At 43.2% G+C, this 26,913-nt stretch carries 30 protein-coding genes; 16 read left to right on the top strand and 14 right to left on the bottom strand.

The annotated features are described in order from the left end of the window. Nucleotides 1-7: 7 nt before the first annotated feature. Nucleotides 8-838, bottom strand: coding sequence for a LysR family transcriptional regulator (locus tag V7R35_RS11380; protein WP_334014954.1), 831 nt, complete (start codon nucleotides 836-838; stop codon nucleotides 8-10). A gap of 127 nt (nucleotides 839-965) precedes the next feature. Then, nucleotides 966-1,133, bottom strand: coding sequence for a hypothetical protein (locus tag V7R35_RS11375; RefSeq protein WP_334014953.1), 168 nt, complete (start codon nucleotides 1,131-1,133; stop codon nucleotides 966-968). 393 nt (nucleotides 1,134-1,526) lie between these two features. On the opposite strand from V7R35_RS11375, the gene maoP reads away from it, so the two are divergent. Both maoP and V7R35_RS11365 read left to right on the top strand, forming a co-directional pair. Beyond that, on the top strand, nucleotides 1,527-1,883 hold the full coding sequence (maoP, locus tag V7R35_RS11370) for a DUF413 domain-containing protein (RefSeq protein ID WP_334014952.1): 357 nt from the start codon (nucleotides 1,527-1,529) through the stop codon (nucleotides 1,881-1,883). A 208-nt stretch (nucleotides 1,884-2,091) separates the two neighbouring features. Continuing rightward, nucleotides 2,092-2,823, top strand: coding sequence for a PRC-barrel domain-containing protein (locus V7R35_RS11365; protein WP_334014951.1), 732 nt, complete (start codon nucleotides 2,092-2,094; stop codon nucleotides 2,821-2,823). A 177-nt stretch (nucleotides 2,824-3,000) separates the two neighbouring features. Here V7R35_RS11365 and V7R35_RS11360 read toward each other — a convergent pair whose 3' ends face one another. Further along, a complete protein-coding gene (locus V7R35_RS11360; RefSeq protein WP_334014950.1) occupies nucleotides 3,001-3,312 on the bottom strand; it encodes an ArsR/SmtB family transcription factor in 312 nt (103 codons plus the stop codon). A 184-nt stretch (nucleotides 3,313-3,496) separates the two neighbouring features. Here V7R35_RS11360 and V7R35_RS11355 point away from each other — a divergent pair, with 184 nt between their 5' ends. Further along, a complete protein-coding gene (locus V7R35_RS11355) occupies nucleotides 3,497-3,847 on the top strand; it encodes a rhodanese-like domain-containing protein (protein WP_334014949.1) in 351 nt (116 codons plus the stop codon). A 55-nt stretch (nucleotides 3,848-3,902) separates the two neighbouring features. Next, entirely contained in the window at nucleotides 3,903-4,829 is a 927-nt protein-coding gene (locus V7R35_RS11350) for a LysR family transcriptional regulator (protein WP_334014948.1), read from the top strand. Nucleotides 4,830-4,841: 12 nt separating this feature from the next. On the opposite strand, the gene V7R35_RS11345 is transcribed toward V7R35_RS11350, so the two are convergent. Beyond that, nucleotides 4,842-5,447: an exopolysaccharide biosynthesis protein gene (locus V7R35_RS11345; protein ID WP_334014947.1), complete on the bottom strand. Its 606-nt coding sequence runs from the start codon at nucleotides 5,445-5,447 to the stop codon at nucleotides 4,842-4,844. Between the two features lie 432 nt (nucleotides 5,448-5,879). Here V7R35_RS11345 and V7R35_RS11340 point away from each other — a divergent pair, with 432 nt between their 5' ends. The 10 genes from V7R35_RS11340 to V7R35_RS11295 all read left to right on the top strand — a co-directional run bounded on the left by V7R35_RS11340 (nucleotide 5,880) and on the right by V7R35_RS11295 (nucleotide 14,312). Continuing rightward, on the top strand, nucleotides 5,880-7,208 hold the full coding sequence (locus tag V7R35_RS11340) for a sigma-54-dependent transcriptional regulator (protein WP_334014946.1): 1,329 nt from the start codon (nucleotides 5,880-5,882) through the stop codon (nucleotides 7,206-7,208). Between the two features lie 17 nt (nucleotides 7,209-7,225). After that, entirely contained in the window at nucleotides 7,226-7,465 is a 240-nt protein-coding gene (locus tag V7R35_RS11335; RefSeq protein WP_334014945.1) for a hypothetical protein, read from the top strand. Further along, complete coding sequence (locus V7R35_RS11330; RefSeq protein WP_334014944.1) at nucleotides 7,455-8,954, top strand: sensor histidine kinase; 1,500 nt, start codon at nucleotides 7,455-7,457, stop codon at nucleotides 8,952-8,954. Before V7R35_RS11335 ends, V7R35_RS11330 begins: the two co-directional genes overlap by 11 nt. Nucleotide 8,955: 1 nt before the next feature. Beyond that, nucleotides 8,956-9,408, top strand: coding sequence for a response regulator (locus V7R35_RS11325; protein WP_334014942.1), 453 nt, complete (start codon nucleotides 8,956-8,958; stop codon nucleotides 9,406-9,408). Between the two features lie 42 nt (nucleotides 9,409-9,450). After that, nucleotides 9,451-11,487: a response regulator gene (locus V7R35_RS11320; protein ID WP_334014941.1), complete on the top strand. Its 2,037-nt coding sequence runs from the start codon at nucleotides 9,451-9,453 to the stop codon at nucleotides 11,485-11,487. A gap of 199 nt (nucleotides 11,488-11,686) precedes the next feature. Then, nucleotides 11,687-12,019, top strand: a complete 333-nt coding sequence (locus V7R35_RS11315; protein ID WP_334014940.1) for a DUF883 domain-containing protein — start codon at nucleotides 11,687-11,689, stop codon at nucleotides 12,017-12,019. Nucleotides 12,020-12,021: 2 nt separating this feature from the next. Beyond that, nucleotides 12,022-12,570: a hypothetical protein gene (locus tag V7R35_RS11310; RefSeq protein WP_334014939.1), complete on the top strand. Its 549-nt coding sequence runs from the start codon at nucleotides 12,022-12,024 to the stop codon at nucleotides 12,568-12,570. A 17-nt stretch (nucleotides 12,571-12,587) separates the two neighbouring features. After that, entirely contained in the window at nucleotides 12,588-12,848 is a 261-nt protein-coding gene (locus V7R35_RS11305; RefSeq protein ID WP_334014938.1) for a hypothetical protein, read from the top strand. Between the two features lie 23 nt (nucleotides 12,849-12,871). Beyond that, nucleotides 12,872-13,447 carry a CC0125/CC1285 family lipoprotein gene (locus tag V7R35_RS11300; RefSeq protein ID WP_334014937.1) on the top strand — a complete coding sequence of 192 codons (576 nt, stop codon included), beginning with the start codon at nucleotides 12,872-12,874 and terminating at the stop codon, nucleotides 13,445-13,447. Nucleotides 13,448-13,673: 226 nt separating this feature from the next. Further along, nucleotides 13,674-14,312, top strand: coding sequence for a phosphoribosyl-AMP cyclohydrolase (locus tag V7R35_RS11295; RefSeq protein WP_334014936.1), 639 nt, complete (start codon nucleotides 13,674-13,676; stop codon nucleotides 14,310-14,312). A gap of 14 nt (nucleotides 14,313-14,326) precedes the next feature. On the opposite strand, the gene yfbR is transcribed toward V7R35_RS11295, so the two are convergent. Beyond that, on the bottom strand, nucleotides 14,327-14,968 hold the full coding sequence (yfbR, locus tag V7R35_RS11290; protein WP_334014935.1) for a 5'-deoxynucleotidase: 642 nt from the start codon (nucleotides 14,966-14,968) through the stop codon (nucleotides 14,327-14,329). Between the two features lie 266 nt (nucleotides 14,969-15,234). On the opposite strand from yfbR, the gene V7R35_RS11285 reads away from it, so the two are divergent. Together V7R35_RS11285 and V7R35_RS11280 are read left to right on the top strand one after the other, a co-directional pair. Further along, entirely contained in the window at nucleotides 15,235-15,411 is a 177-nt protein-coding gene (locus V7R35_RS11285; protein WP_334014934.1) for a DUF1328 domain-containing protein, read from the top strand. A 55-nt stretch (nucleotides 15,412-15,466) separates the two neighbouring features. Further along, nucleotides 15,467-15,661, top strand: coding sequence for a hypothetical protein (locus V7R35_RS11280; RefSeq protein WP_334014933.1), 195 nt, complete (start codon nucleotides 15,467-15,469; stop codon nucleotides 15,659-15,661). A 113-nt stretch (nucleotides 15,662-15,774) separates the two neighbouring features. On the opposite strand, the gene V7R35_RS11275 is transcribed toward V7R35_RS11280, so the two are convergent. From V7R35_RS11275 to gndA, 9 genes are all read right to left on the bottom strand, one after another. Beyond that, entirely contained in the window at nucleotides 15,775-15,990 is a 216-nt protein-coding gene (locus V7R35_RS11275; protein WP_334014932.1) for a hypothetical protein, read from the bottom strand. Continuing rightward, nucleotides 15,991-18,909: a DUF349 domain-containing protein gene (locus V7R35_RS11270; protein ID WP_334014931.1), complete on the bottom strand. Its 2,919-nt coding sequence runs from the start codon at nucleotides 18,907-18,909 to the stop codon at nucleotides 15,991-15,993. It lies immediately after the preceding gene. Continuing rightward, nucleotides 18,899-19,192: a YeaC family protein gene (locus V7R35_RS11265; protein ID WP_334014930.1), complete on the bottom strand. Its 294-nt coding sequence runs from the start codon at nucleotides 19,190-19,192 to the stop codon at nucleotides 18,899-18,901. Before V7R35_RS11265 ends, V7R35_RS11270 begins: the two co-directional genes overlap by 11 nt. Continuing rightward, nucleotides 19,189-19,518: a zinc ribbon domain-containing protein gene (locus V7R35_RS11260; protein ID WP_334014929.1), complete on the bottom strand. Its 330-nt coding sequence runs from the start codon at nucleotides 19,516-19,518 to the stop codon at nucleotides 19,189-19,191. Before V7R35_RS11260 ends, V7R35_RS11265 begins: the two co-directional genes overlap by 4 nt. 215 nt (nucleotides 19,519-19,733) lie before the next feature. Further along, nucleotides 19,734-21,392 (bottom strand): alanine/glycine:cation symporter family protein, encoded by a 1,659-nt coding sequence (locus V7R35_RS11255; RefSeq protein ID WP_334014928.1) that lies wholly within the window; start codon nucleotides 21,390-21,392, stop codon nucleotides 19,734-19,736. A gap of 115 nt (nucleotides 21,393-21,507) precedes the next feature. Beyond that, nucleotides 21,508-22,638 carry a M14 family metallopeptidase gene (locus tag V7R35_RS11250; RefSeq protein ID WP_334014927.1) on the bottom strand — a complete coding sequence of 377 codons (1,131 nt, stop codon included), beginning with the start codon at nucleotides 22,636-22,638 and terminating at the stop codon, nucleotides 21,508-21,510. Between the two features lie 189 nt (nucleotides 22,639-22,827). Further along, entirely contained in the window at nucleotides 22,828-24,273 is a 1,446-nt protein-coding gene (locus tag V7R35_RS11245; protein WP_334014926.1) for a glyceraldehyde-3-phosphate dehydrogenase, read from the bottom strand. A 533-nt stretch (nucleotides 24,274-24,806) separates the two neighbouring features. After that, entirely contained in the window at nucleotides 24,807-25,226 is a 420-nt protein-coding gene (gene msrB / locus V7R35_RS11240) for a peptide-methionine (R)-S-oxide reductase MsrB (protein WP_334014924.1), read from the bottom strand. A gap of 76 nt (nucleotides 25,227-25,302) precedes the next feature. Continuing rightward, nucleotides 25,303-26,856: an NADP-dependent phosphogluconate dehydrogenase gene (gene gndA / locus V7R35_RS11235; RefSeq protein WP_334014923.1), complete on the bottom strand. Its 1,554-nt coding sequence runs from the start codon at nucleotides 26,854-26,856 to the stop codon at nucleotides 25,303-25,305. Between the last annotated feature and the right edge of the window lie 57 nt (nucleotides 26,857-26,913).

Raw genomic sequence — 26,913 nt, 5'->3', positions numbered from 1 at the left:
TCGCGGTCTAATTATTTTGTGACACACTAGCAATGATTTCAGGCAAGCCTACCCGTCTAACCTGCTTCATGGTGTGAATGAACACTTTGAGCGAGACGTTATCTAGCGCCGCTATCTGTGTAATGGATACCGATGCAGATAATTGCTTTTCTACATCTGTAGGCAGCACCGCAATACCCCCTTCACTTTGCAAGTTATTTAATGCAAGTGTAAGAGAGTTGGTGCGAAGTTTTGCGTCTCGTAATTGAGGGAAAGACGTAAGTAAAACATCACGCGCTTTTGCGCCCCAATCTATGGCTACAAAGTCGGCGGCATCCAGCGAGTCTTTTTGCTCGCCTACGCGATACAATGCTAAATCACGCTCTAGCAACACCTCACTGTTAACTTCTTCTGACTTGAGTGGCTCGGTTGAAAACGCAATGTCTGTCACGCGCTCATGCAGTTGTCTTGATAAAGAGTCAAGCGTTAACACCTCTGCTTTGACCGACCAATCGGGGTATGTGTTGTGTAAATGACTCAGCGTTTTAGGCAGAAGCATTTCACTAGCAAGTTGTGTAGCGCCACAAACAACATATTCAGAAGATTGTATTTGAAGCTCTTGTTTCGCCTCATTTAGCGTCGCACACAGCTGTCTTGCGTACGGAAGTAGCTTTTCACCAGACTGCGTAAGCTGAATACTGTTTCGTTGCCTTATAAATAAGGTGGTATGAAAGTATTCTTCTAAAAGTTTGATGCGGGCACTAACGGCCGACTGGGTAAGATACAGATTCTCTGCGGCTTTACCAAAATGACGAGTTTTTGCCACCTCTATAAAGGTGGTAAGAAAGCGTATATCCATGCTTGATTTAACAACCGTTTTGCGTTGACGCTAAATTGACACAGATAATACGGCAAGTAAACACAAAAGCACAGAAGCGCACCGCGATAAACGGTACGCTTTAACAAAAATTCACCAACTCGCTGGTTTAATACGCTTCTTGATGCAACCTTCGTTGCTTTTCACGGCGCTGAATATCACGCTTTTGTTTGGTTTTCACGTCGTTATGACGCTTACCAGTGGACTTTTTAACGTGACCTTCGTCCTCTTCTACCGAGTCCCATTCATCACGCTGGTAACGATAGTCTTTACTCATCTATTTCTCTTGGTTGTTTGGTTATTAACACCTTTTCATTATTGACCTTAGTAAAAAAATGAAAAACGAATTTTTATCATCGTAGCGACAAGAATTTTTGATGAATTAGTAAGCGCTCAGTGTATTGGATTTGATGCGCGGCTGAAAACAACAACGTTCATCGCACTAGGTTAAACTCAACTTCTCATACAAAATTTAAAAGCCATTAAAAACATCAACATAGACTTCAACAACTAAAAGCTGAGTGCGTCACAGAGATGTGGTTAAACATAATTAGGCACTTGAAAACTAAGCGTAAAAATTTTTTATTGATATGAAAAAAATCTTTTGTTTTAAATTTCTTATAAATTGCCTTAAAAGTTCGCTGAACAAGACAATTATGTTGGGTACACCATGAAAAGTTTAGCTATTCGACTATCACCAAAGCCATTTATTGACCGTCAAAAATTTCCCTATGGATTTAGAAAATCGGGAGACTTCAGCATTACTGAAGCCAACCTTTTAACCCAGTTTGGTAAAACATTGCTTGCACTAGAGAGCGGAGAGCTTGCGCCAGAAAGTGAAGATGAACAGCATTTTGTTGAGTTTGTTAATGGACAAGCTGACGCAGTCAACAATGTTGAAAAAGCGTGGGCAAAATACGTTCGCTTAGCACGAGGTAAAAAGCATTTTTACACGCTTCATAGTAGTGCGAGTAATCAGTCTGATTATGATGATGACTACACTGAAGAAACATTTGATGTGGCCTAAAACAGCGTTTTAAGCCCATGCAAAAATTATTAAAGCTCGCAAACTTGCGAGCTTTTTTGTTTAAAAAGAATGATCTGAATCAAGAACATGGTAGAACAAAATGAAGAAAGTTGAGGGAATGTCTACACTTAGCTAAGTGCATTTATTTTTCGGCTTGTACCGCAATGTAAAACAAGCGCGTTCAAAGCCATGCAAAGGAGGCGAGACTATGTTTATTAGTGCAAACAAGCTCATGCATTACTCTATACACGCAACCGATGATAAAGTTGGCGGTATACGAGATATACTTTTTGACGACGAAACACATGTAGTAAGATATTTGGTAGCAGACACAAATACGTGGCTTCCACTCAGCCGAAAGGTTGTTATCTCCCCTATATCTGTCACTCAACTCGATTGCGACGATGGTCACGTAAATATCAATATGACCGTTGATACACTGAAAAATAGCCCCTCTATCGACGAACATAAGCCTGTTTCACGAGAGTATGAAGAAAACCTCTTTAAGTATTTTGGATACGGCTATTACTGGATTGGTCCTGGTGCATGGGGCGAATTTGCGCACCCCAATGAGCTTGTAGAGTTACAGCGTGAAGAAGAAGACAATAACACCAGAGAGAAAAAGGAAAATCACCTTCGAGCCTGCGATGAAGTTAGCGGCTACGAAGTAAGTACATCAAACGAAAATGTGGGCCATATTAGCGACTTCGTTATCAACACCAATACTTGGAGCATTGTATTGCTTATTGTCGATACTAATAATTGGCTACCGGGTGGAAAGCATTTGGCGCTATTACCTACCGACATTCAAGAAATCGACTGGGCGGCGCACAGTGTTAAAGTAGGAATGCCTGATAACGCATTGTTAGAGCGGCCTGAAGTAGATACAGACAGGTTGTCTGAAACTGGATATGTAGAAAAACTACTATCTGAAATTTAGTATCTAATGCTGTGTCAGTATGATTGTTTAGTGAAAGCTGTCTAGTATATATTGCCTGGTAGAACCGGCAACAACAAAGCAAAGATTTATACTGCCTAATGCAGTGAACAGAAAAAATCCCAGCGAAGGCACAACTAGGTATCACACCTCACGTTTGCCTCCGTTGGCTATTTATTTTCAGTTGCAGAAAAATTCGTTCATTAACGCAATTAATCGCTGCACGCGCTCATCGGACAATCGATAATAGATAGTCTGCCCTTCACGGCGAGTTGCCACCATTTTAGCCTCTCGTAATAACGCTAAATGTTGCGACATAACGGGCTGAGAAACATTAACACCATCTAATAGTTCAGTTACCGACTTTTCTTCATCAAGCAATGAACACAGAATCATAAGACGTGTTTTATTTGCAAACTGCTTTAGAAACAACTCCGCTTCCACAGCGTATTGCACCATATCTTCTGATTTCGTTACGGCATCTTCGGACATAAGCCCTCTCTTAAAGAAAAAATTCACGGTACAAATGTATCGCGTTATTATACTAAAGTATAACTCAAATCTGTAAATTGCCATTATTTGCGATGAGAAAAATTCGCGGAGCCTTGCATGCCACAAATCACGCATATACATTAGGACAAGCTTATTTTTCGGTAATTTTGATCTTGGAGGATGTATGCTCATCGATTTAACCACGCGCATAAACAACATTGCCTTCAACATTCGTACTGTTACCGCTGCGCAAGCGCGCTCAGAATTAGAAAGCAACCATGGCATTGTGATAGATGTCCGAGAAAGTGAAGAAGTTGACAGCATGTCAGTAAATGGTGCCGTTGTTATTCCTAGAGGCGTGCTTGAGATGAAAGTGCTTGCTCTTGTTAAGGATGCTGCAACGCCACTTTACTTGTTCTGTGCATCAGGTATGCGTGCAAAACTAGGGGCAGAACAACTGTTGCTTATGGGTTACGAAAATGTCTCTGTTATCACTTGTTCCGTTCAAACCATTAAGGACGCCAATGCTCAATGACACTTGCGCGAGGCATGTGATATAACACCTTAAAATCGTAACAAGAAGAATTACAATGCTAAAATCCACATTAGAACAATGGCGCATGTTTAAAGCTGTAGTTGACGCCGGCGGGTTCAACCAAGCTGCAACAGAAGTACATAAAAGCCAATCGAGTGTGCATCATGCTGTTCAAAAACTCGAAAACGCGATTGGTGTTGTACTTTTTGAAAATGAAGGGCGCAAGGTAAAGCTATCGCCGCAAGGTGAATTAATGTATCGCAGGGCTTCGTTTCTTTTAAACGAAGCGGAAAAGCTAGAAGCTGTAGCAAATAGCCTGCAGACCGGAACGGAAACCACCCTAAGAATTGCGGTAGATATTATTTTCCCGTCAGCATTGTTATATAACGTATTATCCAAAGTCTCAGCCGAATTCCCCTTACTACGAATAGAAATTGAAGAAACAGTACTTAGTGGTGCTAATGCGCTGCTCAATAACGGTAAAGTAGACTTGGCGATTTCCCCTTTCGTTTTCCCCACAGGCTTCAGCGAAGACTTATGTGAAATCGAGTTCGTTGCGGTAGCACACAAAGACCACCCTCTTCACCAATTGGGAAGAACGCTCACACTAGAAGATTTAAAATCACATCGCCAAATTGTAGTGCGCGACTCTTCCGCCGAACGTAAGGTAGATGTTGGCTGGCTTGGCGCAGAACAGCGGTGGACTGTAAGCCATGTTAGAACATCGTTAGATATTATTAACCAGGGTTTGGGGTTTGCGTGGCTTCCCATTGCTATTACAAAAGACTACATTGAAGATGGTACTTTGGTCCCTCTTCCATTAGACAATAATGCTGCGTTACGTAAAGCGCTACTTTATCTGTCTTTCGACGATGGTGACACGCTAGGTCCAGCAGCTCGTGCTTTTATGGGTGAGTTACGTTATCAATCTATGCAATTACCTACATCAGATTTACTAATGGAAAGCTGTCAATCGATGTAGGAATTTTCCAAATTATCCCAATGCTTTTGAAATCTGATCAAACGCCAAAAGAAAGCCCAAAAGTGATATCGAAACGCCAATTAAGGCCACAGCGCCATCGTCAGTTGCCATACCTACAGCCATTATCAAAACAGCAAAGGCCGGTATTAACCCCATAAACGGGATAAGCTCTAGCGGTATCATAATTAAACCACAGCCGGCACAGCAAAGCGCAATAAGAGATCGAAATACGGGTTCTCGCATGAAAAAGCAACGCGGGACCAATAACTTATCAACGCGTTGTGCGTACGGCTTCATTTTAGCCACAACTGTATTTATCTGATTTGCATCGCATTCAAGTGCCATTATCTTTGATGGCAGCCACGGATGACGACGACCAAGTAAAATTTGCAGAGTAATGAGTAATATTGTCACACCCGCAATCGATGGTACTCCTGGAATGGCGCCGACGGGTGTGCATGCCCAGAATGCAGGTAGTGCAAGCATAGGTCCAAAACCACGTTTTTCCATACTTTTCCAAAGCGTTGAAAAAACGAGCACGCCTTGTTTTCTACCGGGCCGCCATTTTTCAAGAAGCTCGCTTAATGTCATTGATCTTTCAATGGTTCTTACAAACATTATCAAATCCTTTGAAGCGAATCGCTCCGCGAACGCTGTGTAAAACGTTTACTAAACAATCAACTTTTTTGAAAAGAAAAGTGCTGATAAAACGTGTTTGAGCATTATGAATACATACAAATTGTGCGAAAAATATGCCATACCTTTATTCCAATTAGTCTGTAATAAAGGGAATAACTTTTGCTAATAAACATCAACGAATAGACAAATTTCAACGCCATTTTCATTAAAGTACGCAATGCATTTCTCGCATTCCGAATATGTAAAAGCACGTTGCTAGCGCAAAACCACCGTTGATGTCTACAACTGCTTCTCTATAGCGTATGATTAATATATATATTTGATTTGAATTGTTATTTCACAGCGACATGAGTAACACCAACAATAAACAACATGCTGTGAAATTTGGCGTTAAAAGAGAGAGGGATATCAGTGCTTACTATCTTACTTGTAGACGACGACACAGAGTTTACCGACGTTGCCTGTACCATTATTGAATTTTTAGGCCACGAAGTACTTACTGCAGCCACGCTTGAAGAGGCCCGTGATTGGTTAACCAAAGAAACGTTCGACCACGTTCTTCTTGACTTTATGCTACCAGACGGCAGCGGGGCACACTTATTTAACGAACTAGATGCGTTGCCAAAACAACCTCGCGTTACACTCATTACTGGTCATCCATCAGTTAAAGAGGTTATTAAAGGCCTGTGTGGCCCTAATATCGATTACCTCGTTAAGCCAATCCAGCGCGAAGAAATTGAAGCAGTATTAAGTAAAAAGAAAAAGCCTAAGACTGACGAAGACAAAATAACCAAGCACTTTGATTTACTCATAGGCGAATCTCCTGCGATGAAAGAGCTGTATAAACTGATCTCCAGAGTAAGTAAAACCAGTGCCAACGTTATGCTTCTTGGTGAAAGTGGCGTAGGTAAAGAAGTGGTTGCTGCTGCGATACACCGCGCTTCTGAAAGTGAAGGACCCTACATTGCAACTAACTGCGGCGCGTTTTCTAAAGAGCTTATTGGTAGTGAATTATTTGGTCATGAAAAAGGCGCCTTCACAGGTGCTGTTGGCAAGAAAGAAGGTGTGTTTGAACAGGCCGAGGGTGGCACGCTATTTCTAGATGAAATTACTGAAATGCCCATTGATATGCAGCCCAATTTACTGCGCGTTCTTGAAAACAAGGTGGTTATACGCGTGGGGGGTACAAAAACTATCCCAGTAAATTGTCGAGTGGTATCGGCCACTAACAGAACAATGGAAGAAATAGCGCAAAGCAAAGTGCTGCGCGAAGACATCTACTTCAGATTGGCGGTATTCCCTATCACTATACCGCCACTTCGTGAACGCAAAGAAGACATTCCTCTTTTAGCAAAAACCTTTATAGAAGAGTTTAATAAAGATAATGGTGCCTCGTTCAAATGGGAAGAAGCACAGCTTAGTACCCTACAAGCCTATGACTGGCCGGGCAACGTGCGTGAACTAAGGCATTTTGTTCATCGCGCAGCAATTATGAGCGACCCAAACGGCGCGACGTTGGAACTACCAAAAACCATCGAATCGCCTTTTGCTCAAAAACAAAGCACAACCCCTGCTCTTCAAGCTGGTCGCACCATAGAAGATGTCGAGAAAGAGCTTATCTACGCAACATTAGAAAAAGTGAATGGCAACAAAACAATGGCTGCTGACATGCTGGGTATTAGTACGAAAACACTTTATAACCGCCTTCATGCATATGGCGATTTAAGCAAAGACGATTAGTGCGGAAGGTGAATGAAATGACTGATGATGAACTGGCGCAACTACACGTTTTCGTGCATGACGCCAGAAAACCGCTTAACAGAATTTCTATGCAGGCAGAGCTGGTAAAAATGGCCCTAAATGGCGACGTACCAGCAGACAAAGCGCTACAGGCTTTAGACAAGATAATTACTAGTGCAAAAGATTGCAGTGCAAAACTGACTGAAATGACGGCAGCAATGCGTCAAGACACCTTGGCGTCACCACATGATAAATAGAGTGCTGTCTTCAATTTACAGTTGGATAATTATCGTCATTGTCGTTATTAGCGTTATTACTGCTAATTCTTTCTATGTTGTGAACACGCTGAATGATTTGTCAGCACTGGAAGCAAGATTGTTTACTACCAATCGCGTGATTAATGCCGTTAATCGACTTCACGTAGCGGTACTCCGTGTTGAGTCGGGGCAACGCGGCTATATGCTAACTAACAATACAGATTATCTCGCAGATTACGAAGAAACGTTAGGCAACCTCACCGAACTAATGGAAGAGGTTGAGGTAAGCTCTTATTCTTCTGACATCGAAAATCAAAAGCAACGTATAACCAATTTGCTATCGCTTACTAAACGTAAAATCAATGAAATGATTGAAGCGGTTGAGTTAACGAAGTCCGACGATATTCAAGGTGCTATTGACCTTGTAAACAGCGATGAAGGTTTATCTTTATATAAGCAGTTCGAGAGCACTTTCAGAAAAATCGATGACTCTGAACGTGATATGCAGGGTACGCACTTAGCAAACCTTATGAAGCTAAGGCGAGATTCTGTAAATACACTTATTATTTCATCCGCAACTACCCTATTCCTTGTCATTGCCGTTTTTCTGTTATTAAAAATCAACTCTCGTGAACACGAAAAGTATCAGGAAGACTTAGAAAAAATAAACGAAGACCTTGAATCTAAAATAGCAGAACGTACCCAAGAGCTTAGCGTTTATTCTGACGAACTTGCACGAAGTAATAGAGAACTTGAAGACTTTGCGTTTGTTGCTTCTCATGACTTGCAAGAGCCTTTACGAAAAATTCGAGCCTTCGGCAATCGTTTAGAATCAGGTTATGGTGATGTAATCGATGAGCGAGGTAAAGACTTCCTTGGTCGAATGCTAAATGCAGCTGAACGAATGTCTATGCTTATTTCTGACCTTTTAGCCTTTTCACGTGTTTCAACCCGCGGAAAAGAGTTTGCCGATGTCGATTTAAATTCCGCACTTGCCAGCGTTTTAGATGACCTTGAGATTGCCATTGATGAGAAATCAGCAACGATAAACACCGATACCATGCCCACTATTCGCGGCGATAAATCGCAATTGGAACAGGTGTTTTTGAATCTATTATCCAACGCATTAAAATTTCAGGCCGACGGTGTAACTCCTCATATCGATGTACTTTTTGATGTGCCTAATGAAAGCGAACTTCAAGATATTACTCAGTCTGATGAGTACACATGGTCAAAGATTTCAATAAAAGACAACGGTATAGGGTTTGAGCAGTCATTTGCCGAAAAGATTTTTGCCCCGTTTCAGCGCCTTCATGGGCGCAGTGAGTATAAAGGTACGGGCATAGGACTTGCGGTGGTTCGCAGAATTATTGAAAGACACAACGGACAAATTAGTGCGCACAGCTCGCCTGGCGAGGGTGCTACTTTTACTATTCTTATACCGAATAATAGTGAGCCTTTTGGCTACAACAATAACGGAGATTCATAGCATGACGCGTAAACAAACCCATCCGATTAATATTTTGATGGCAGATGATGACGAAGATGATCGTTTACTCACCGTCGACGCGCTTAAAGAGAGTCGCGTACTAAATAACCTTTTCTGTGTTGAAGATGGCGTTGAGCTTTTAGAGTTTCTTCGTCACGAGGGCAAATATTCTGATCCGGAGTCGGCGCCAAGACCTAGCCTTATATTGCTCGATCTCAATATGCCAAGAAAAGACGGCAGAGAAGCGCTACAGGAACTTAAAAACGACCCTAAACTGCGCAGTATTCCCGTTGTTATTCTTACTACATCTAAAGAAGAAGAAGACATGCTTCGCGGATACGATTTGGGTTGCGCGTCTTACATCACCAAGCCAGTGAACTTCGAAGGTTTGGTTGAGCTTATGCGCGCACTTGGCCGTTATTGGATTGAGTTCGTCGAGTTACCGCACGAGTAACCAGTAAAAGATGACTGCAGTAAATCAAAGTTAGGATAAATAATGGCTGATGTAATTAACGTATTGCTTATTGAAGATGATGAGGATGACTACTTCTTAACATCGGATTATCTTGCACAGTGCGACTCACCTTCGTTTAATTTGACGTGGGTAACAAACAGTGAAGACGCAATAGCAAAACTCAAAAAACACAGCTTCGATTTATGTCTACTTGATTACCTATTGGGTGCTGAAAATGCCATAGACGTTATGGCAAATTTAAAAGCTAACCAGTTCAATCTGCCCGTTGTTATTTTAACGGGCCAGTCAGACGTTACTGTAGATGAAATGGTTATGCGTGCTGGCGCGGCAGACTATTTACAGAAGTCAGAAATAGAAACACCACGCTTTATGCGCACTATTCGCTATGCCATGGTGCGACGCGATATTGAAAACGAACGCTTAGAGCGCGATAAAATAGAGCAAAAAAACAAAGCAAAAGACAAGTTTCTAGCACACCTAGGGCATGAGTTACGCACGCCGCTAACCTCTATCCTTGGCTATACCGAGCTGTTAATTGACGATGTTAGAAACAGTAACTTTAAACAAGAGCTTTCCATTATTCAGTCAAATGGCCGCCACCTACTTAGCTTGCTAAACGATTTGCTTGATATGTCACGTATCATGGCTGACAAGCTAGACCTAAATATAAAAGCAGTAAATGTTTGCGCCTTTTTAACAGACATTCACTCGCTTATGCGTTTAAGCGCTAAAGACAAGGGGCTAAGTTTAGATATTGTCGCAGCTACGCCAATTCCAGAGTTTATTGATACCGATCCTACTCGCCTACGCCAAGTACTGTTAAACCTTATTTCTAATGCAGTGAAGTTTACCGATAAAGGCAGCATTACCCTTTCGATTGAATTTGTTGAAGCGAATAGAATTGATAATAAGCCCGCCCAACTGCGTTTTCATGTGAGCGACACCGGCGTGGGTATGCCACCAAATAAGCTTGCCAATATCTTCCAACCGTTTGAACAAATTGAAGATGTAATGCGTGCAAATCACGGCGGTGCGGGGTTAGGGCTTGCCATTTGTAAAGAGCTAGTTCAAAAGTTAGGTGGCGACATCAGCGTATCTTCGAGGCTAGGAGAAGGAAGCACCTTCTCCTTCGATATAAATCCGGGCGATGTTGAAGAGCAACCAAAAACCGAATTGCAGCTTGGGCAAGTTCAACAAGCACAGTCAACGTCCATTAACTTCAGCGTAACTGGCAAGGTTTTAGTTGTTGACGATTTAAAGGAAATAAGAAGGCTCACAGGCCATATTGTTGGACAATCACAGGCAGAAATTAGCTACGCTGAAAATGGTGTTAAAGCCCTTGAAGCGGTACTACTGGCAGAAGAGCAAAATCAACCGTTTAACCTTGTTCTAATGGACATTCACATGCCAGTAATGAATGGTATTGAAGCGCTTCATGCCATGCGTCGCCACGGGCAACAAATCCCAGTTATTGCCGTTACAGCAGCGAGTAGAAAGGGATTAAGAGAATCACTAATTCAAGAAGGGTTTAACGACGTTATCGGCAAGCCAATAGATAGGTTTGCGCTTACTTCATTACTTGGCAAATACCTGCCTAGTAGTTTATCTAGCGATTTTCAGAACGATAAGTCGACTAAAACTGCAGAAATTCACACTACCTTGCCATCAGAGACTACCCGCGCAGAAGTTAATGAACGTCTGGCAGAAACCTCGAATAATGGAAAACACGTTCTTGTCATTGAAGATGACAGCGATGCAGCAGAGTTATTGCAGTTATTTATTTCCCATTTAGGGCATACCGTTACCGTTGAAACCAGCGGTTCGGACGCACTTCATGCTGCATCAGATAAACGGTTTGATCACGTTCTAATGGATTTAACCTTGCCCGACTACAATGGTTATGAGCTTGCAAAAGAGCTAAAGGCTGCCCAACCATCGGCACGAATCACTATAGTGAGTGGTCACGAGGCAGACTCGCAGATGATGTCTGAGATAGGCATTGATAATGCGCTCCTGAAACCAGTGACAAAAGACGATCTTGAATCAGTAATAGATTAGGCGTTCACCCTCGTTAAGCTAATATTTTAAGCTGATGAAAATATTACATGATGCTGTGAACTTTATATCTTAAAGCGGCATCATCCCAGCTCAAAATAACAAAAAATAATCATATTTTTCAGTGACTAATAAGTATTTCCGCCAATGGTATACTCGTTGCAACTCTTATGGTGAACCCATAAATTGTAAGGAGAGCATTATGGCTACACAGTCGTCATCAAATTCTCAGGCTAAAAAGTCAAATGGCGCGAAACCGGCAAGCGAGCCGTCACACCCTATGACAGATCAAATGAAAGCATCATTGCACGCGTCAATCGATAAGCTTGCTGATACTGCGGGTGTTGCAGAAGAGAACATCCGTCAAACAGCGACATCTTCTGCACAAAATATGGCAGCGCGCAAAAAGCTTGCCGAGCAAAAATGGCAGGAATCTAAAGTGCGAGCCTTTGCAGTTGAAAACCCGGTAACCACCGCGGGTATCGCGTTTGCTGCCGGCATGCTAATTACCTCATTATTGAGAAAAGCTAAATAGGCATGTACGCCCCCGACTTCAAGAGTGCTCAGTTCTCGCTGAGCCTCGATAACCCATTCCAGCTTACTCCTCCAAGGGAGCAAGCTTTTTTTAGCACGCAGCAATACAAGGCTCATGCAAATAAAGTGCTTAATGAAGAGGTGGATGTCGTACAGTCTACGACAGATAAAATGCAACAAGCGGCTGACGACGTGAAAAGCGCTTACGCGGAAAAAGTACATCAAGGTGCATCTTTTTTTTCGCTATTAAACAGTGAACTAATGTTGGTAAAGAAATCGGTATTCGTCACCGTTTTTGCTTCGCTCGCCACACTGGCAATTAGTGCTATATGTTGGTTATTACTAAATGCCATTTTAGGTGCTGTGTTATATGATTATGGTCTAAGTCTTATTTTTATACTGTCCATACTTTTCACCATCAACACCCTTGTAACATTCATGTGTTTTAAATTGGCAAAAACGGCACTCAAACATACCAGTTTTGATTCGCTTATAAATACAGCTAGCACAGTGCTTACCCAAGACAATACGAGCTCACACCAAAAACCATAAGGTATCTACATACCATCATGTTTAATCTACTTCTAAAAACAGAGTTAAAGAATATCGAAGCACATAAGCAAAACTATGCTGTGCAGAGACTAAAAGCCAATATGGCTGTAGAAAAAGCGCAGTCACAGTGCGCTGAGTTAATGGGAGAACCAAGTGTTTTGGCCGCTATTGTAACTGTCGGTGCTTTTAAAGGTGCAACAAGTCCGAATGTGACTCAACAACGTAAAACTGCTTTAACATCAATTGCTAAAACTGGGCTTTTTAGCCTGTTTCGCTGACTAACCAATGAAAGAGAATAACAATGAACAAAACCTCGCGCGTATCACAACTTTACAAAACTAGTCTAATTCTTAGTACAACATTTCTATTGCTAAACGCCTTATCAGGTTGCGCCTCTGCTCCCATTGCAGCTCCAACGCCCTATAAAGCAGCTACAGTAAAATCGAGTTATGGCTATTCAAGCAAAAAAGTATCTGAATCAGACTATGTTGTTTTATTTAAAGCCACCGACAAAACCCCTGCCGACCTAGTTCAACAGTATGCGCTTCATCGCGCCGCAGAGATTGCCGAAAAACAAAACTTTTCGCACCTAGAAATTGTGAAAACAAATGTTGAAAAAAAGCCACAGTTAGCCAGAGAAGTGGTTGCCTCAAACGAACCGCCTCAGGCGTTTCAAAATACCCAGTGCACGATGTCTGGATGTGAAGAGGTAGCACAACCTATGGCTGGCGCCACCAGTAACGACATTGTGAAAACCCAAATTAACGACGTGTATTACACCATAACGGTGAAAATGGCGAATAGTGCAGCAAGCTTGGGCAAAAAAGCATTCAGCGCAAGGAGCGTTCTAGAAACGCCACTAAAAAGGAAGAAGTAGCGAGTCTCAAAAATCGAGCTTCGCCGGCAACGAGTATGTTTTTGTGATTGCTTCACGCTCTTTTTTGGCAGTTAGACTTAACTTAATTTTCTATTAATGAGTTTTTAATGTTGTAAAAAAGTAAGCGTAATCATTGGTGTATAGACTTAACCACATAAGATGCAAAACGTAAGTTATGCAGAAAAGATTACTCAGTTATATATGCCAATGACGAAGGAGTCATATCATGAAAAAACTAGCTACGCTAACCACCAAAATTGCTGCTACCGCTGCCGCTGTTATTTTTGTTACTGGTTGTAGTGCCGTTGCGAAACCACAAATGACTGCTGCTAACAGTGCACCGATGATAAAGGCTGACGCACTAAATAACGCGCTACTGTACTCAGACGAGTGCATTACAGAGCGCGAAGTTGTAGAGGCGCAAAAGATGTGGGGTAAGGGTATTGTTCGAATTGGTGCCGTATTCACAGATAAGGGTGATTACTCAAAAGAAGCAGCCGACTTTATTCAGGACATGTATGGTTACGACCTAAGTAGCGTATTGTTCAAGCCTACGCTTGCAGCCAACGATCAGTTCCGTGGAAGCTTTGATGCTGCATTGTCTTATTTCGTAGGAGGAAACGACGCCTATGCGGAAGACAAAGGCTTCGCAATTAAGCCATACACTAACGTGAAGTTTGATAACGTAGGCATTATTAACAACAGCTGCAGAATGGCCGTTGCGATGGGTAACTACTTCTTTACCGACACAAGCGGTGGCGAAACAAAAGTGGAATACACCTTTGCCTATGTGAAAGACCGCGAAGGCGACCTTCGTATTGTTGCCCACCAGTCATCACTACCTTACAACCCTAACAGCAACTAAGTCGTGATAGGTTGTTATTCAAGGTGAAGCGTATTGGCGCGCTCTATCCATTCCAAGTCTTTGGTTTGCTCATCTAGCGTGCCTTTCGCATCTTCTAAGAAGATTTGACAAAAGTAGTCTACCGCGGGAAGTTTCTCGCGGTAGCGCTTTAGCTGAACTTCCATTTCTTTCATAGCGTTAGAAAATTCACCATTAGATTTCGACAGCTCGTAGTCACACTTTAGGTAAGCGCACAGTACATCGGCAGCCTTTGCCAGGGTTACGTGGGCATCTTCTTTATCTTGCTCAATAAGCGGCTTATAGCGCGCCTGTAATGCCTCAGGCAATGTTTTGATTAGCATCGACTCGAATCTACGCTCTAACTTCTTAATTGCTGCTGTAGTTTCTGGGTCATGATATTTCACCGGGCTTGGGATATCACTCATTCCTGCTATTTCACTGCCTTCATGAAAAATAGCCATAGCAGCAACACGATCAGGGTTTATCTCTTCATTAAAAATATCGCACGCAATAGCGCCTAGCATATGTGCCACGACAGAAGCCTCATATATATGTGTTGAAAGCATCTCTTCTTGGAACTGCGCCATTAGCGGCCAACGCTTTACATTACGCGCCCGCTGCATTAAACCAATAAATGCTGAATGCGTGTTTGCCATACCCTTCCCTTTTATTCGAATATCTTATTTCATTTATATCAACACTATTTAAGATAGATTGCTATCTTTTCACCAATTCCAGCTTTAACTGAATTGTGTAAAAAGTGCAAAAATTCATGTAAGCCGTTTATAAACAATATTCAAAGCTGATGTGAAAAACACAGAAAAAAGCCATTTTATCATTAAAAAACAGAAACTTAACAAAACAGGCACAAAGCTAGCATCAATTAATATGAACTTCATGGAAGCAATAAGAGGATATCGTTATGTTAGGTTGGGCCATTACATTTTTTATAATCGCCATTATTGCAGCAGTTTTTGGTTTTGGTGGTATTGCAGGAGCAGCTACAGGTATTGCGCAATTTTTATTCTTTATTTTTATCGCGCTACTTGTAATCTCGCTTGTCGCTAATGCCTTACGCGGTCGGGCACCTCGCGCATAGTCCGCTAGAGCATTAATAGCAATACTATATACATTTTAGGAAAAGGAGTAAGGATATGTTTTCATTTAAAAATCTTTCAAAGGTACTAGTAGCATCAGCTTTCGCACTTTCATTAGCAGCATGTGGTGATGGTGAAGCAGAAGACGCTGGCGAAGAGCTAGATGAAATTGTTACCGATGCAGGTAACGCGGTTGAAGACGCTTGTGAAGATGTGAAAGAAGGCGTAGGCGCAGAAGATAAAGACTGTTAATAGCATTCTTTTCTGTCCCAACAAAAAGCCAGACGTAGTGTCTGGCTTTTTTTATTGGGTTCGCTTAAGTATGTATTGAAAGACCGTTTATACGGCCTTCAATGGCACTGCGCTTACACTTCCTGACCGCCTAACTCTAGCGCAAGGTCGTCTAATGTAGAAAGCGTGGCATCGAACTCGCCTAACACATAACGATACTTAACGCTTACATGATGATCGCTTCGACCAAACTTAACGCGTAAGCCTTCGGCATCGATATGCTTTACCGTGTTCAGAAACCGATAGGCCGACATTTCTGTTTCAAACTGATACTCGACATGATTCTCCATTTACGAGACAACCTCAGGGTTCGTTTGAATAACATTGATGATGCGCTGCTTAAGGTGCTCTTCCTCAGCCGAGATATCGCCGTGAGAAAGCCATTGAGACAACAGTTCACTTGCACTAGCAGACTCACCGTTTTCAAGCTTGGCCGTCATCATTTGAAGCTGCACACTGGTGCGTGTGCTGCTATCACTTTCAGGGCTTGGTACATCACAGGCTACCTCAAGCGCCACAGTTAACCACGCACGATTGTGAGTAGTGTCAGCGCTTGATGCACCTTCTATTAGAGTTGCCCAGCGCTTACCAAGTGTATTTGTCATAGCGTTAATATCATCTTCGCTTGCCGACTCACCCGCTTGCAAAAGACCAACAAGCGCTTCGGCTTTCGCTACGACGGCTTGGTTCCTTTTTTCGCGCTCAAACGCCTTACGCTTCGTTTTGATGTCATCAATACGACGCTGCACTTTTAGTCGCTGTGGTTTTGGTAGCGCTTCAGACTGTTCGATAACGTCACTGATTGCTGCATTAAACACGTCGTAGTCAGCGTTTATCTCTAACGACGATAAAGACTGTATTAGTGCATCCAACTGTGAGTTTGCTTCATTGTGTTGAGACTTTCTTTGCGCTTTTAAATTCTCGAAAATAGCATCGTTTGCTTTCTTAAACTCTGCCCACAATTTGCTTTCCTCACGCTTTCCAGCATGTCCTATTGCCTTCCATGCGCGCTGAGCTTCTTGTGCTTCATCTGCTGCAGCGTTTATGTCTTCCGCATCTACAAGCGTTTTCACTTGCTCAACAAGCTTGCGTTTTTGAACTTGGTTCTGTGATTGCCAATCGTTCACACGTTTTAAGATAGGCGCAGAGCTTTGTTTCCACTGTTGTTTTAAACCTTCATAAACGCTTTGCTCTACCTGACCAGCGCTATGCCACTGCTTGGATAACTTATCAAACGCTTTCGCTAATTCGTCTATCGGCATGTCTTCGCTAAGGTCTGCTACCGACGAAATAATACCTTCACGCGCTTTTAGTGAGGCCTCTCGTGCTGCATCAAGTTCGGCGTAGTGCTTACGACATGGTTCAAAAGCTCGTTCTAACGCCTCATCGAAATCCCGCTGAAGTGCAGCATCCTCTACACTTCTTTGCTCATCTGTCTGCACAACAGAAGTAAGCGTTAACCACTGCTTACGAAGGTATTTAATTGCGTTACTGCGGGCTTTTATATTTTCTACCGGTGTGGTAGCAAGCGCCTTTGCTTCTTCAAGTAACGCAGGTTTGCGCGGCGCGGCCAAATAGTCTTGCCAACCTTCTAAGCGCGAAACGTCGTCAGCAGTTTTCTTAAAGCGTTTTTCTATCTGACGAAAGGCATCTTCAGATAGCGCCTTTACACTGCCATCAAGCTTTACAAACTTACTTAACGCAGCGCGAAACTTGCCTTGGCTTATTAAATTATCAACAACGCTAATTTGCTTTCGCACCTGCTTGAGCGCGTCATTTAATGCATTTTTCTTCGCTTTTTCCTGTGCTTTCACTTTTGACAGCACATTGTCGAAGCGATCAGTCAGCGGCTGTGGTACGCGAATCAATTCAGCGCTCGCTAAACGGTATTCCTTCACGGCCTCATCAAATGTCTGCTTTACTGCTTCTGTATTTTCAGCAACATCAATTCCAGTGCTATCAATCTCTGTGTTCGCAATTTCAGCACGTCCAATGTTTTCAACCGTTTCTGGCGCATCAGTGTTATTTTGTGCCTCACTCATCTCAATTAGCTTTAGGCCAAGTGCTTCAACTGTGCCTAATTTCACAAGTAGCTTTTGACCATATTGCTGCTGCATTGAGAACCGTTCGAGCTTGTCATTAAGCTCTACAAGGGCGGCTTTACTTTTCTCAGACAGTTGCGCATTACTATCGATGCGCGCTAATTGCTCAATCGTTGCTTCAACGGCTCTAACGCTTTCATTTACTGTTGCTACATCGGCAAGCGTTGCCTCACATAAGCGTTCGTTGTACAGCCAATTCACCTGATTCTTAGCATGGCCGAGTTGCTGTTCATATAGCGCTCTGGTTTGTGCTAACTGTTCAGACTGCTGCTTGGCTTCCCACTCGGGTTTTATTCGGTCAATGTAGCGCTCAACTTGCTCAACTATTCGCGATTGCTTTTCTCGGTATTCTTCTTGCTCTGCCATGCTGAGCAATTCGTATTGCCCAGCAAGCCCTGTTAACTCACTATCAAGGGCAGCCTTTTGTTGCATTACCACTTCAACGTCGCTTTTATCGCGAAGCGCCTGATACTTAGAGAGACATAGCGTAAGCTGCTTTTTAAACTCCACAGGCTTTTGCGCAGCTTCGGCAATGGCGCTGATACGCTCTTCAATTTTGTTTACGAGTGCTTTGTCTTGCGCCTTCTTAAGCCATTTTTGCAGAACCAAAACGTCCGTGCTTTCTGCAACAAGTTGATTTTGCAAATTGGTAGAAGCACCATTAAACAATACAAACTGCGTAAAGCTTGGCTTAGCAACCTTTGCTATTAGCGCTTTAGCAAGTTCGTCATTCGCAACTAAAGCACTGTCGCGCTGAACTATTTGCGTAATTAACTCGGCGCTTGCTGACTCTTTAAGAAAAACCGCTTTGTCGTGTTCTGAAAGCGCTAATGAACTGTTGCCTAAAAGTGCATCGTTCACTTGCTTTTCTGCCGCTTTCTTCATTCGGCCGTCTTTCGCTATTTGCGACATTTTCGACCATAGTACGAAGCTGTTTAGCTTATTCAGCGCTGCCAAACTTACATTTGCGTCTTCATCATTAAACGCAAGTTCATGTAATATTGTTTTTTCTTGGGCTTTGTCTGGCGACAAATTCTCAATGGCCTGTATCCGTTTTTCAGGCTTTGCGCTTGTGTAAGCAGGCGCAAAAAATCGATTAAATATCATCCTGTTTAAACCGCGCTATTGTATTTTCATCATCTTGTTTATCGTTCAAAGCGCGTTTAAAGTCTGACTTGCTTTTGTGAACAATTTCACCACTTTCGCCCACAGTCATGTGTTCGGAAGACTTCTCTATTTTTGCTTGATAAAGCATAACAGCTTGCATGCTGCTTGCTTTTTGCTCTTCATTTAATGGCGTGCCGTCAGGCCATTTACCGGTTTCGACAGCACTGCGCAGACGCTCATAGATTTCTGGCGTCATGCTGGCAACTAATACTTCTATATTCATTTAGGAAAACGCTTAATGTAAACAATACGAGCACGATTAACGAGGTACCATACAAACCCCACTACCGCCCCAAGGATAGCTAAATTGTGTTGAAGATCGCCTGGGCGTGTTCCACCCCAGTACATAAAACCAAAGCTTGCAACGAAAATAAGCATAGCAAGTAGAGACTGGTTTTGAATACTCTGTAGTTTTTGAAATTTTTGTAAGCTTTGCTTGCGCTCAATGTCTTCAGACGTTGCATCACCGATTTTAAAATCGCAGTGTGGACATGTTTTTGCTTTGTCGGATGTTTTTTTACCACACGACGGACAGTCAACTAATGCCATATGTTGCTCCTGTTTTTGGGTGCGAATGAGAACGCTGCTTCAATGCATAATCAGCAGGTTTTTGCGCGGATGAGTATAATACTTAAGTTACGCAATTTTATGAAGTCGATGACCTCAATTGCCAATAAAAAATGCGCGCTTAATAACACGTTATAGTGGTATTTACGCGCGCATTTCAAACGGGTTCACACCCGCTTTTATTTCAGTTAACTCACTTACTTGTTGTGGCGAGTCCAGTAGTCGTTAACCGTTTCTTTCATTTCTTTGCATAGCAGCATAATGCCAAACAAGTTTGGTAGCGTCATAACAACAATAGCTATGGCAGATAATACCCAAATTAGCGTGGTATCAGAGAATGCAGCCCACACAAAGCCTGCTACGTAAATTACACGGTAAGGCATAATTGAACGAGGTCCAAACAAGTAGGTCATGGCACGGTCGCCGTAGTAAGACCAAGCAATGGCTGTTGAGAACGCAAACAGCATTAAGCCTACGGAAACGATGTACTGGCCAAAATCACCAAAGAAACCACGTGTAAACGCAATAGTAGTCAGCGCGGCAGAGTGCACCAGCGATTTACCACTCACCTCTAGGTTGTCTTTTACTGGTTTACCGTCAACAATTTTCAGCGTTCCCGTAAATAGGTCTTCACTACCAACTGCATATTTTACGTCTTCCGCCACACTTCGTGCGTTAAGCAGGGTAAAACCATCACTTACTGCAGTACCATTTACAACCGTGATAGACCCTGTGTATGGCTCTACCGTATTGCCGTCGATATCGTTCAGATAGCCATAAAGCTTATCTACGTCGGCTTGGTTTGCATCGTCGTACTGACCTGCTACGAAAAACATGTCAGAGCGGTCAAAGATGTTTTCGTGCTTTTCTTTCCATACACCAGACGACAGGATAACCAAACCTGTTACCGTACAAATTAGAATTGTATCGATGAAAGGCTCTAGTAGTGACACCATACCTTCAGAAGCAGGCTCTTTTGTTTTTGCCGCTGCGTGGGCGATTGGCGCAGAACCTTGACCCGCTTCGTTTGAGAATAAACCACGGTTTACACCACGGTTAAATGCATACGCAAGCGATGCACCTAAGAAACCACCAGCTGCTGCTGAACCGGTGAATGCATCACCAATAACCGCCGCAAACGAAGGCCCGATGTTTTCAAGGTTGGCAAAAATTACTGCCATTGCACCAATTAAATAGATAACCGCCATAACCGGAACAACGCGCGCGGTAAAGGCAGCAATACGCTGAATACCGCCTAAGATTACAAGCGCAAGAAGAATACCTAGCACACTGCCCACAATCCAAGGCTCGAAGCCAAACGTTGCTTCAATACTCTGCGCTATACCGTTACTTTGCGGTAGGTTACCCGTCCCAAAAGAACTAATTACCGTTGCAACAGCGAAAGCAACCGCTAGCCATTTCATATTTAAGCGACGGTCCATGTAGTACATAGGGCCACCAGCCATCGTACCGTCTTCGGTTTTAACACGGTATTTGTGTGATAGCGTTACTTCAACGAACTTGGTTGTCATACCCAAAAACGCAGTAACCCACATCCAAAATAGCGCAGCAGGACCACCAAGGAAAATGGCAAATGCCACACCTGAAATATTACCCGTACCAACAGTACCAGACAGCGCCGTTGTTAATGCTCTAAAGTGTGTGGTATCGCCTGGATCACTTTCCTTGTCAAACTTACCTGTAACTACTTGCCAGGCATGCTTAAAGAAACGAATTTGTGGAAACTTAAGATAGATAGTGAAGAAAAGACCCACACCAAGAAGCACATAAGGAAACCAGAAAGCTCCCCCTAAAAAGCCGTCAAGCGTGGTTAAAAAACCGTATAACCCTTCCAAGGTATTTCCCCTTTTTTATTATGATTGATTATTTTGTTTATTATATTTTGATAACCAAAAGGCCTCTGTTTGTCGAGGCCTTTTGAGGGAAGTTCTCACTTCCTTAAAACGAATTTTAGCCTTTCAGCTTTTTCACTACAGCATTCACGCCAATAAGAAGATCTTCTCCCAGTTGACGGCTGCGCTGTACCGACCACCCATAAATATCGTCAGGTACATCAGCGTTATCTTTAAACGGCATTTCTACTGTATATGCCATACATTTAAACTTTTCGCCAACGGCGTTAGAAGCCACTGTAAGATTTGCCTTGCCTGGCTCGTCTTTGTCGTAACCAAATTCATCTTGGAACTCAGGCGTCGCGTTAAGTAGCGCGTTTTTAAATGTCTCTTCCAATGCCTTGATGTCATCGTTATAGCTAGGGTTGCCTTCACTTCCCGCTACAAAGTTGTATGGCAACGCTTCATCACCATGTAAATCAAGGTACATATCAACGCCAATTTCAGACATTGCATTTAATACGTAAAGTACTTCTGGGCTTTTCTCAGCTGTTGGCGTAGCCCATTCTCTATTTAGGTTTGTGCCTACCGCATTGGTGCGCAGATGACCGCGTGCGCTGCCATCTGGGTTCATGTTCGGCACCACATAGAATACGGCGTTATCGAGAAGTTGGCGAGCTAAACCGTCTTGCTCGTCTAACAAGCGATAGATAATACCTTCAGCACACCATTCAGCCATGGTCTCGCCTGGATGCTGACGCGCTGTGATCCACACTTTTTTCTTCTCTGGTGTTTCTTCACCAATTACCAACAACGACATATCTCGACCATCAAGGGTTAGGCCTAAGAATCTGTGTTCGCATAAAAGCGACATCTGTGCATCGTGAATAAGGTCTAGGTGACGCTCGTAGCTATAAGGAATGAAATACGCAAAATAAACACTTGGCTGTTCAAGTGTTAGCGAGAACGATAGGTTATCGCCATCAAATTCGCTAGGAATTCTAAACCACGTTTGTCGGTCGTAAGAGGCAAGAACATTATACCCCTTCCACCCTTCTGGATAAGCTGACTTAGCAAGATTGCCAATGGTCATGTTGTGAGTAACAAATGTCTCACCTACTAAACGGAAATGAAACCATTGAGCAAATTCAGATTGGTTATCTTTTGGAATAGCTAGACGAATATCGTCTGGTGACTGTGCGCTTACAACTTCAATGTTGCCGCTGTCGAATTGACTGGAAATATGCATAGACTGTCGTTTTCCTCATTATTTGTGCGCTAATTTAGCATAGACACCAACACAAATACCACGTAGAGGGCAGGTTTTATAATGCTTAAAGTATACAATTTGTTTACACCAACAAAAAACCGACCACTTAGGTCGGTTTTTTAATCAATTTAGTGGGTCATGTTGCGCCAACTGACCTCTTCCCGTCGCTTATAGCGGAAGGGTTGGGAAGCTAAGCCCTGCCATATCGCGAACAACGCGAAGTACCTGGCAGCTGTAGCCAAACTCGTTATCGTACCAAACATAAAGCGTTAAACGCTTATCAGCAGCGATAGTCGCTTGAGAATCTACCACTGAGGCAGCGCGCGAACCTACTAAGTCAGTAGAAACTATTTCTTTACTGGCTGTGTAGTCAATTTGATGCTGAAGTTTCGAGAATAACGCAGTATCGCGTAGGAACTCGTTAACGGCAACACGGTCAACCTCAGTCTTAAGATTTAGGTTTAAGATTGCAAGTGACACGTTAGGTGTAGGAACTCGAATTGCGTTACCCGTAAGTTTGCCAGCCAGCTTAGGATATGCCTTTGCAACTGCTTTTGCCGCGCCGGTTTCAGTGATAACCATATTTAAAGGTGCACTACGTCCGCGACGGTCGCCTTTGTGATAGTTATCGATAAGGTTTTGGTCATTCGTGTAAGAGTGAACGGTTTCAACGTGACCATTATCAATGCCGTATTCTTCGTCAAGCGCTTTCAGCACTGGCGTGATGGCATTTGTTGTACAGCTAGCGGCAGAAACAATAGTATCTTCAGGAGTTACTTCAGCGTCATTTACACCGTGTACGATGTTCTTGATGTCACCTTTGCCCGGCGCGGTAAGAATAGCTTTTGCAGCGCCTTTGGCCTTAAGGTGAAGACCTAAGCCATCGCGGTCGCGCCAGATACCGGTGTTGTCTACAACGATAGCGTTTTCGATACCATACTGCGTGTAATCTACTTCATCAGGGCTATTTGCATAAATAACCTGGATGTAAGATCCGTTGGCTTTAAGTGCATTACGCTCGTGATCGATAGTGATACTGCCGTTAAATGGACCGTGAACTGAATCGCGGCGAAGCAAGCTAGCACGCTTCTCAAGGTCGCCCTCACGACCACCACGCACAACAATGGCGCGCAAGCGAAGCTTGTTGTTTTTGCCTTGGCGCTCGATAAGTAGTCGAGCGAGTAAACGACCTATACGGCCAAAACCATATAGTACAACGTCTTGAGGCTTCTGGTCGTCCTCTTTACCTGCAACGTCGTTTAGTTTTTCGTTGAGGTAGGCCGTAAGGTCGTTGTTGTCAACCGCCGAACCGTAATGGAAATCGAAGGCAAGTTTGCCAATATCAATTTGTGCAGGCGCTAGCTGCATGTTGCTAAGCGCTTCAACAATTGGGTAGCTTTCGCGTAGACGAAGCTTAATACCTTCGTGCAAGCGTACTTTGCGGTGCGCTTTTACTACATCAATGGCACTAGCATTCAAAAGTGAGCGGCCGTATACCGAAATTTCTACCGCTTTGTTGCGGTACAACTTTCCAATAAGGGGCAACATCATTTCTGCGTATTCCTGACGCTCTTGCCAGCTGCTTTGTAATTCCTGCTCAAACTGTTGATTCATGCTTTTGCCTTCATCGATATAGATTAACGTTTAGTTTCGCGTCGCTACGTCAGTCACTTTTTATTATTAGGGTACACAGAGGTGAGATATCGTCTGACGGTGACGTGCGCTATATTAGAGAAAGTCGTTTAGATGACCAAATTGTTGATTACTTTCACTAAATGCGAGATTGATAGGCAGACAAGATAATATTTAGTAATTTTCCGACAAAAGCATAGACGTTGCTCGTGTTGGAATTAAAAAGAAATAAATGTTGGATTTAACGTAAATGAATACACGGCTTCAACAATTAGTGATAACCATCATCCACAATAGGTTTTTATTGGCGTATGCAGAAAATCTACATGTCGTTACATTGCTATCTGCTTGGTACTGGCACTTCTAATTTTTGAAATAATATTTCAGTTTGAAGTAGTGAAATAAACAAAAAAACCGCCGTTTTCTGGCGGTTTTTTGATTTATTCTGAAAGCGGCTTCAATTTGAGGTTAATTTTTAACCAGTTGTTTACCTTTATTCCTTGCTCTCTCCGCCTCTAGCCTTTTATCTCAACATTATCTTCGCCTTTGAAGGTCATCGATACTGAGTTCACGCAATAGCGCTGTCCTGTTGGCGCCGGCCCGTCGGGAAATACATGGCCAAGATGCGAATTACACTGTTTACAAAAAATCTCGACGCGGCGCATACCGTGTGACAAGTCTTCACGGTAATCAACATTGCCATCTTCCAACTGTTTGTAAAACGAAGGCCATCCGCAGCCTGCGTCAAATTTAGTGTCGGAGGGAAAAAGTGGTGCATCGCAGCATTTACACACGTAAACGCCGTCACGGTTTTCATCTAATAATGCACCTGTGAAAGGACGTTCGGTGCCCGCCTCTCTGCAAACACGAAATTCCTCAGCGCTTAACGAACTACGCCATTTTTCATCATTATTGCTATTACTGTCGTTTGACATGTTTATACCTCTAAAACTGAAAAAGGTGTATTTGTTGCCAAATACACCTTTTACACAATCGTTTGCAAAACGCCTATTATTTCTTGATAGCCGTTTGCGACCGCGCTGGATCACTCCACTCAATGTGGTATTTTTTACCAGCAGGCTTGTCTACGCGCTGATACGTATGCGCACCAAAGTAATCACGCTGCCCCTGTAACAGGTTCGCAGGTAACACCGCAGTGCGGTATGAATCGTAGTAACTTAGCGCAGACATCATAGCTGGGCAAGGCACACCAGCCACCGTTGCTTGTGCAATTGATTCTCGCCAGTCAGATTGGTACTGCGTGATCTGCTCTGCAAAGTATGGGTCCATCAGCAGGTTAGCTAAGTCTTCATTGTTGTCATAGGCTTGCGAAATTGACTGCAAGAAAACCGCACGAATAATACAGCCCGCACGCCAAATCTTGGCTATTTCACCAAACTCTAATGTCCATCCATGTTCTTTTCCAGCCATTGCCATAAGCTGGAAACCTTGAGCATAAGCACAGATTTTTGAACAATAGAGCGCTTGCTCCAGTTTGTTTACAATAGACATTTTTTGTTCGTCGGTGTAATTAGGCGCATCTGGACCTGCAAGAACATGACTTGCTGCAACGCGTTCTTCTTTCAAACTTGAAATACTGCGCGCAAAAACTGCTGAAGTAATTGTTTGTGCTGGGCTGCCCACCTGCAGTGCACTTACCGCTGTCCACAGGCCTGTGCCTTTTTGCCCTGCTCTATCAAGAATAACATCAACCAATGGCTGACTGGTTTCAGGGTCAAGCTGCTCTAACACTTCAGCACTAATTTCCATTAGGTAGCTGTTGAGCTTGCCTTCGTTCCAACGACGGAATACTGCAGCAATTTCAGCAGGCGCCATGTTCAATGCCTGACGCATTACGTGGTAAGTTTCGCAAATAAGTTGCATATCTGCGTATTCAATGCCGTTATGCACCATTTTCACATAGTGACCCGCACCAACAGGGCCAATATATGTGGCACAAGGCTCACCTTCCAGTACAGGTTTACCTGGCGTGTGGCTTTCAAGAGGTTTACCCGTTTCAGGGTCAACTTTTGCGGCAATCGCTTTTAGCACAGGCTCAATGCGCGTCCACGCATAAGGGTTACCCGATGGCATTAACGATGGACCAAAACGCGCGCCTACTTCACCGCCTGATACCGCCGTTGAGAAAAAGATAAACTTGCCTTTATATTGCTCTTCACGCTGAACAGAGTCAGTCCACAAGCTGTTGCCTGTATCGACAACAATATCGTCAGCATGTATGCCAGCATCAATAAGGTGGTTACAAACGTGATCTACAGGGTCACCGGCGGGCACAGAAATAATGATAAGATGAGGGGCTTTAAGTTTGCTTAACAGTTCGGTGTACGAACTACAGCCTTCTACGCGAGGGGCAACATCGTCGCCTCGTTCGCTTGCGTCTTTCGCTAGGATCGATTCAACTTTGTTTTGGTCTAAGTCGAAGCAGGCAACGCGGTAGCCATGATCGACAAGGTTCATGGTAAGGTTACTGCCCATTACCCCTAAACCGATAAAACCAATATCACACGGCTTGTCGTCGTGTGCATTACCACCTTTGTTTTGCATAGGAACATCCTCACATTTCAGATGGGAGCGCATGATACCACCTAACACCATAAAGAA

This window comes from Alteromonas sp. S167 (assembly GCF_036864375.1).
Taxonomy (GTDB): domain Bacteria; phylum Pseudomonadota; class Gammaproteobacteria; order Enterobacterales; family Alteromonadaceae; genus Alteromonas.
Note: the sequence above shows the minus strand (reverse complement) of the source record. Positions and strands in the feature narration are given on the sequence as shown.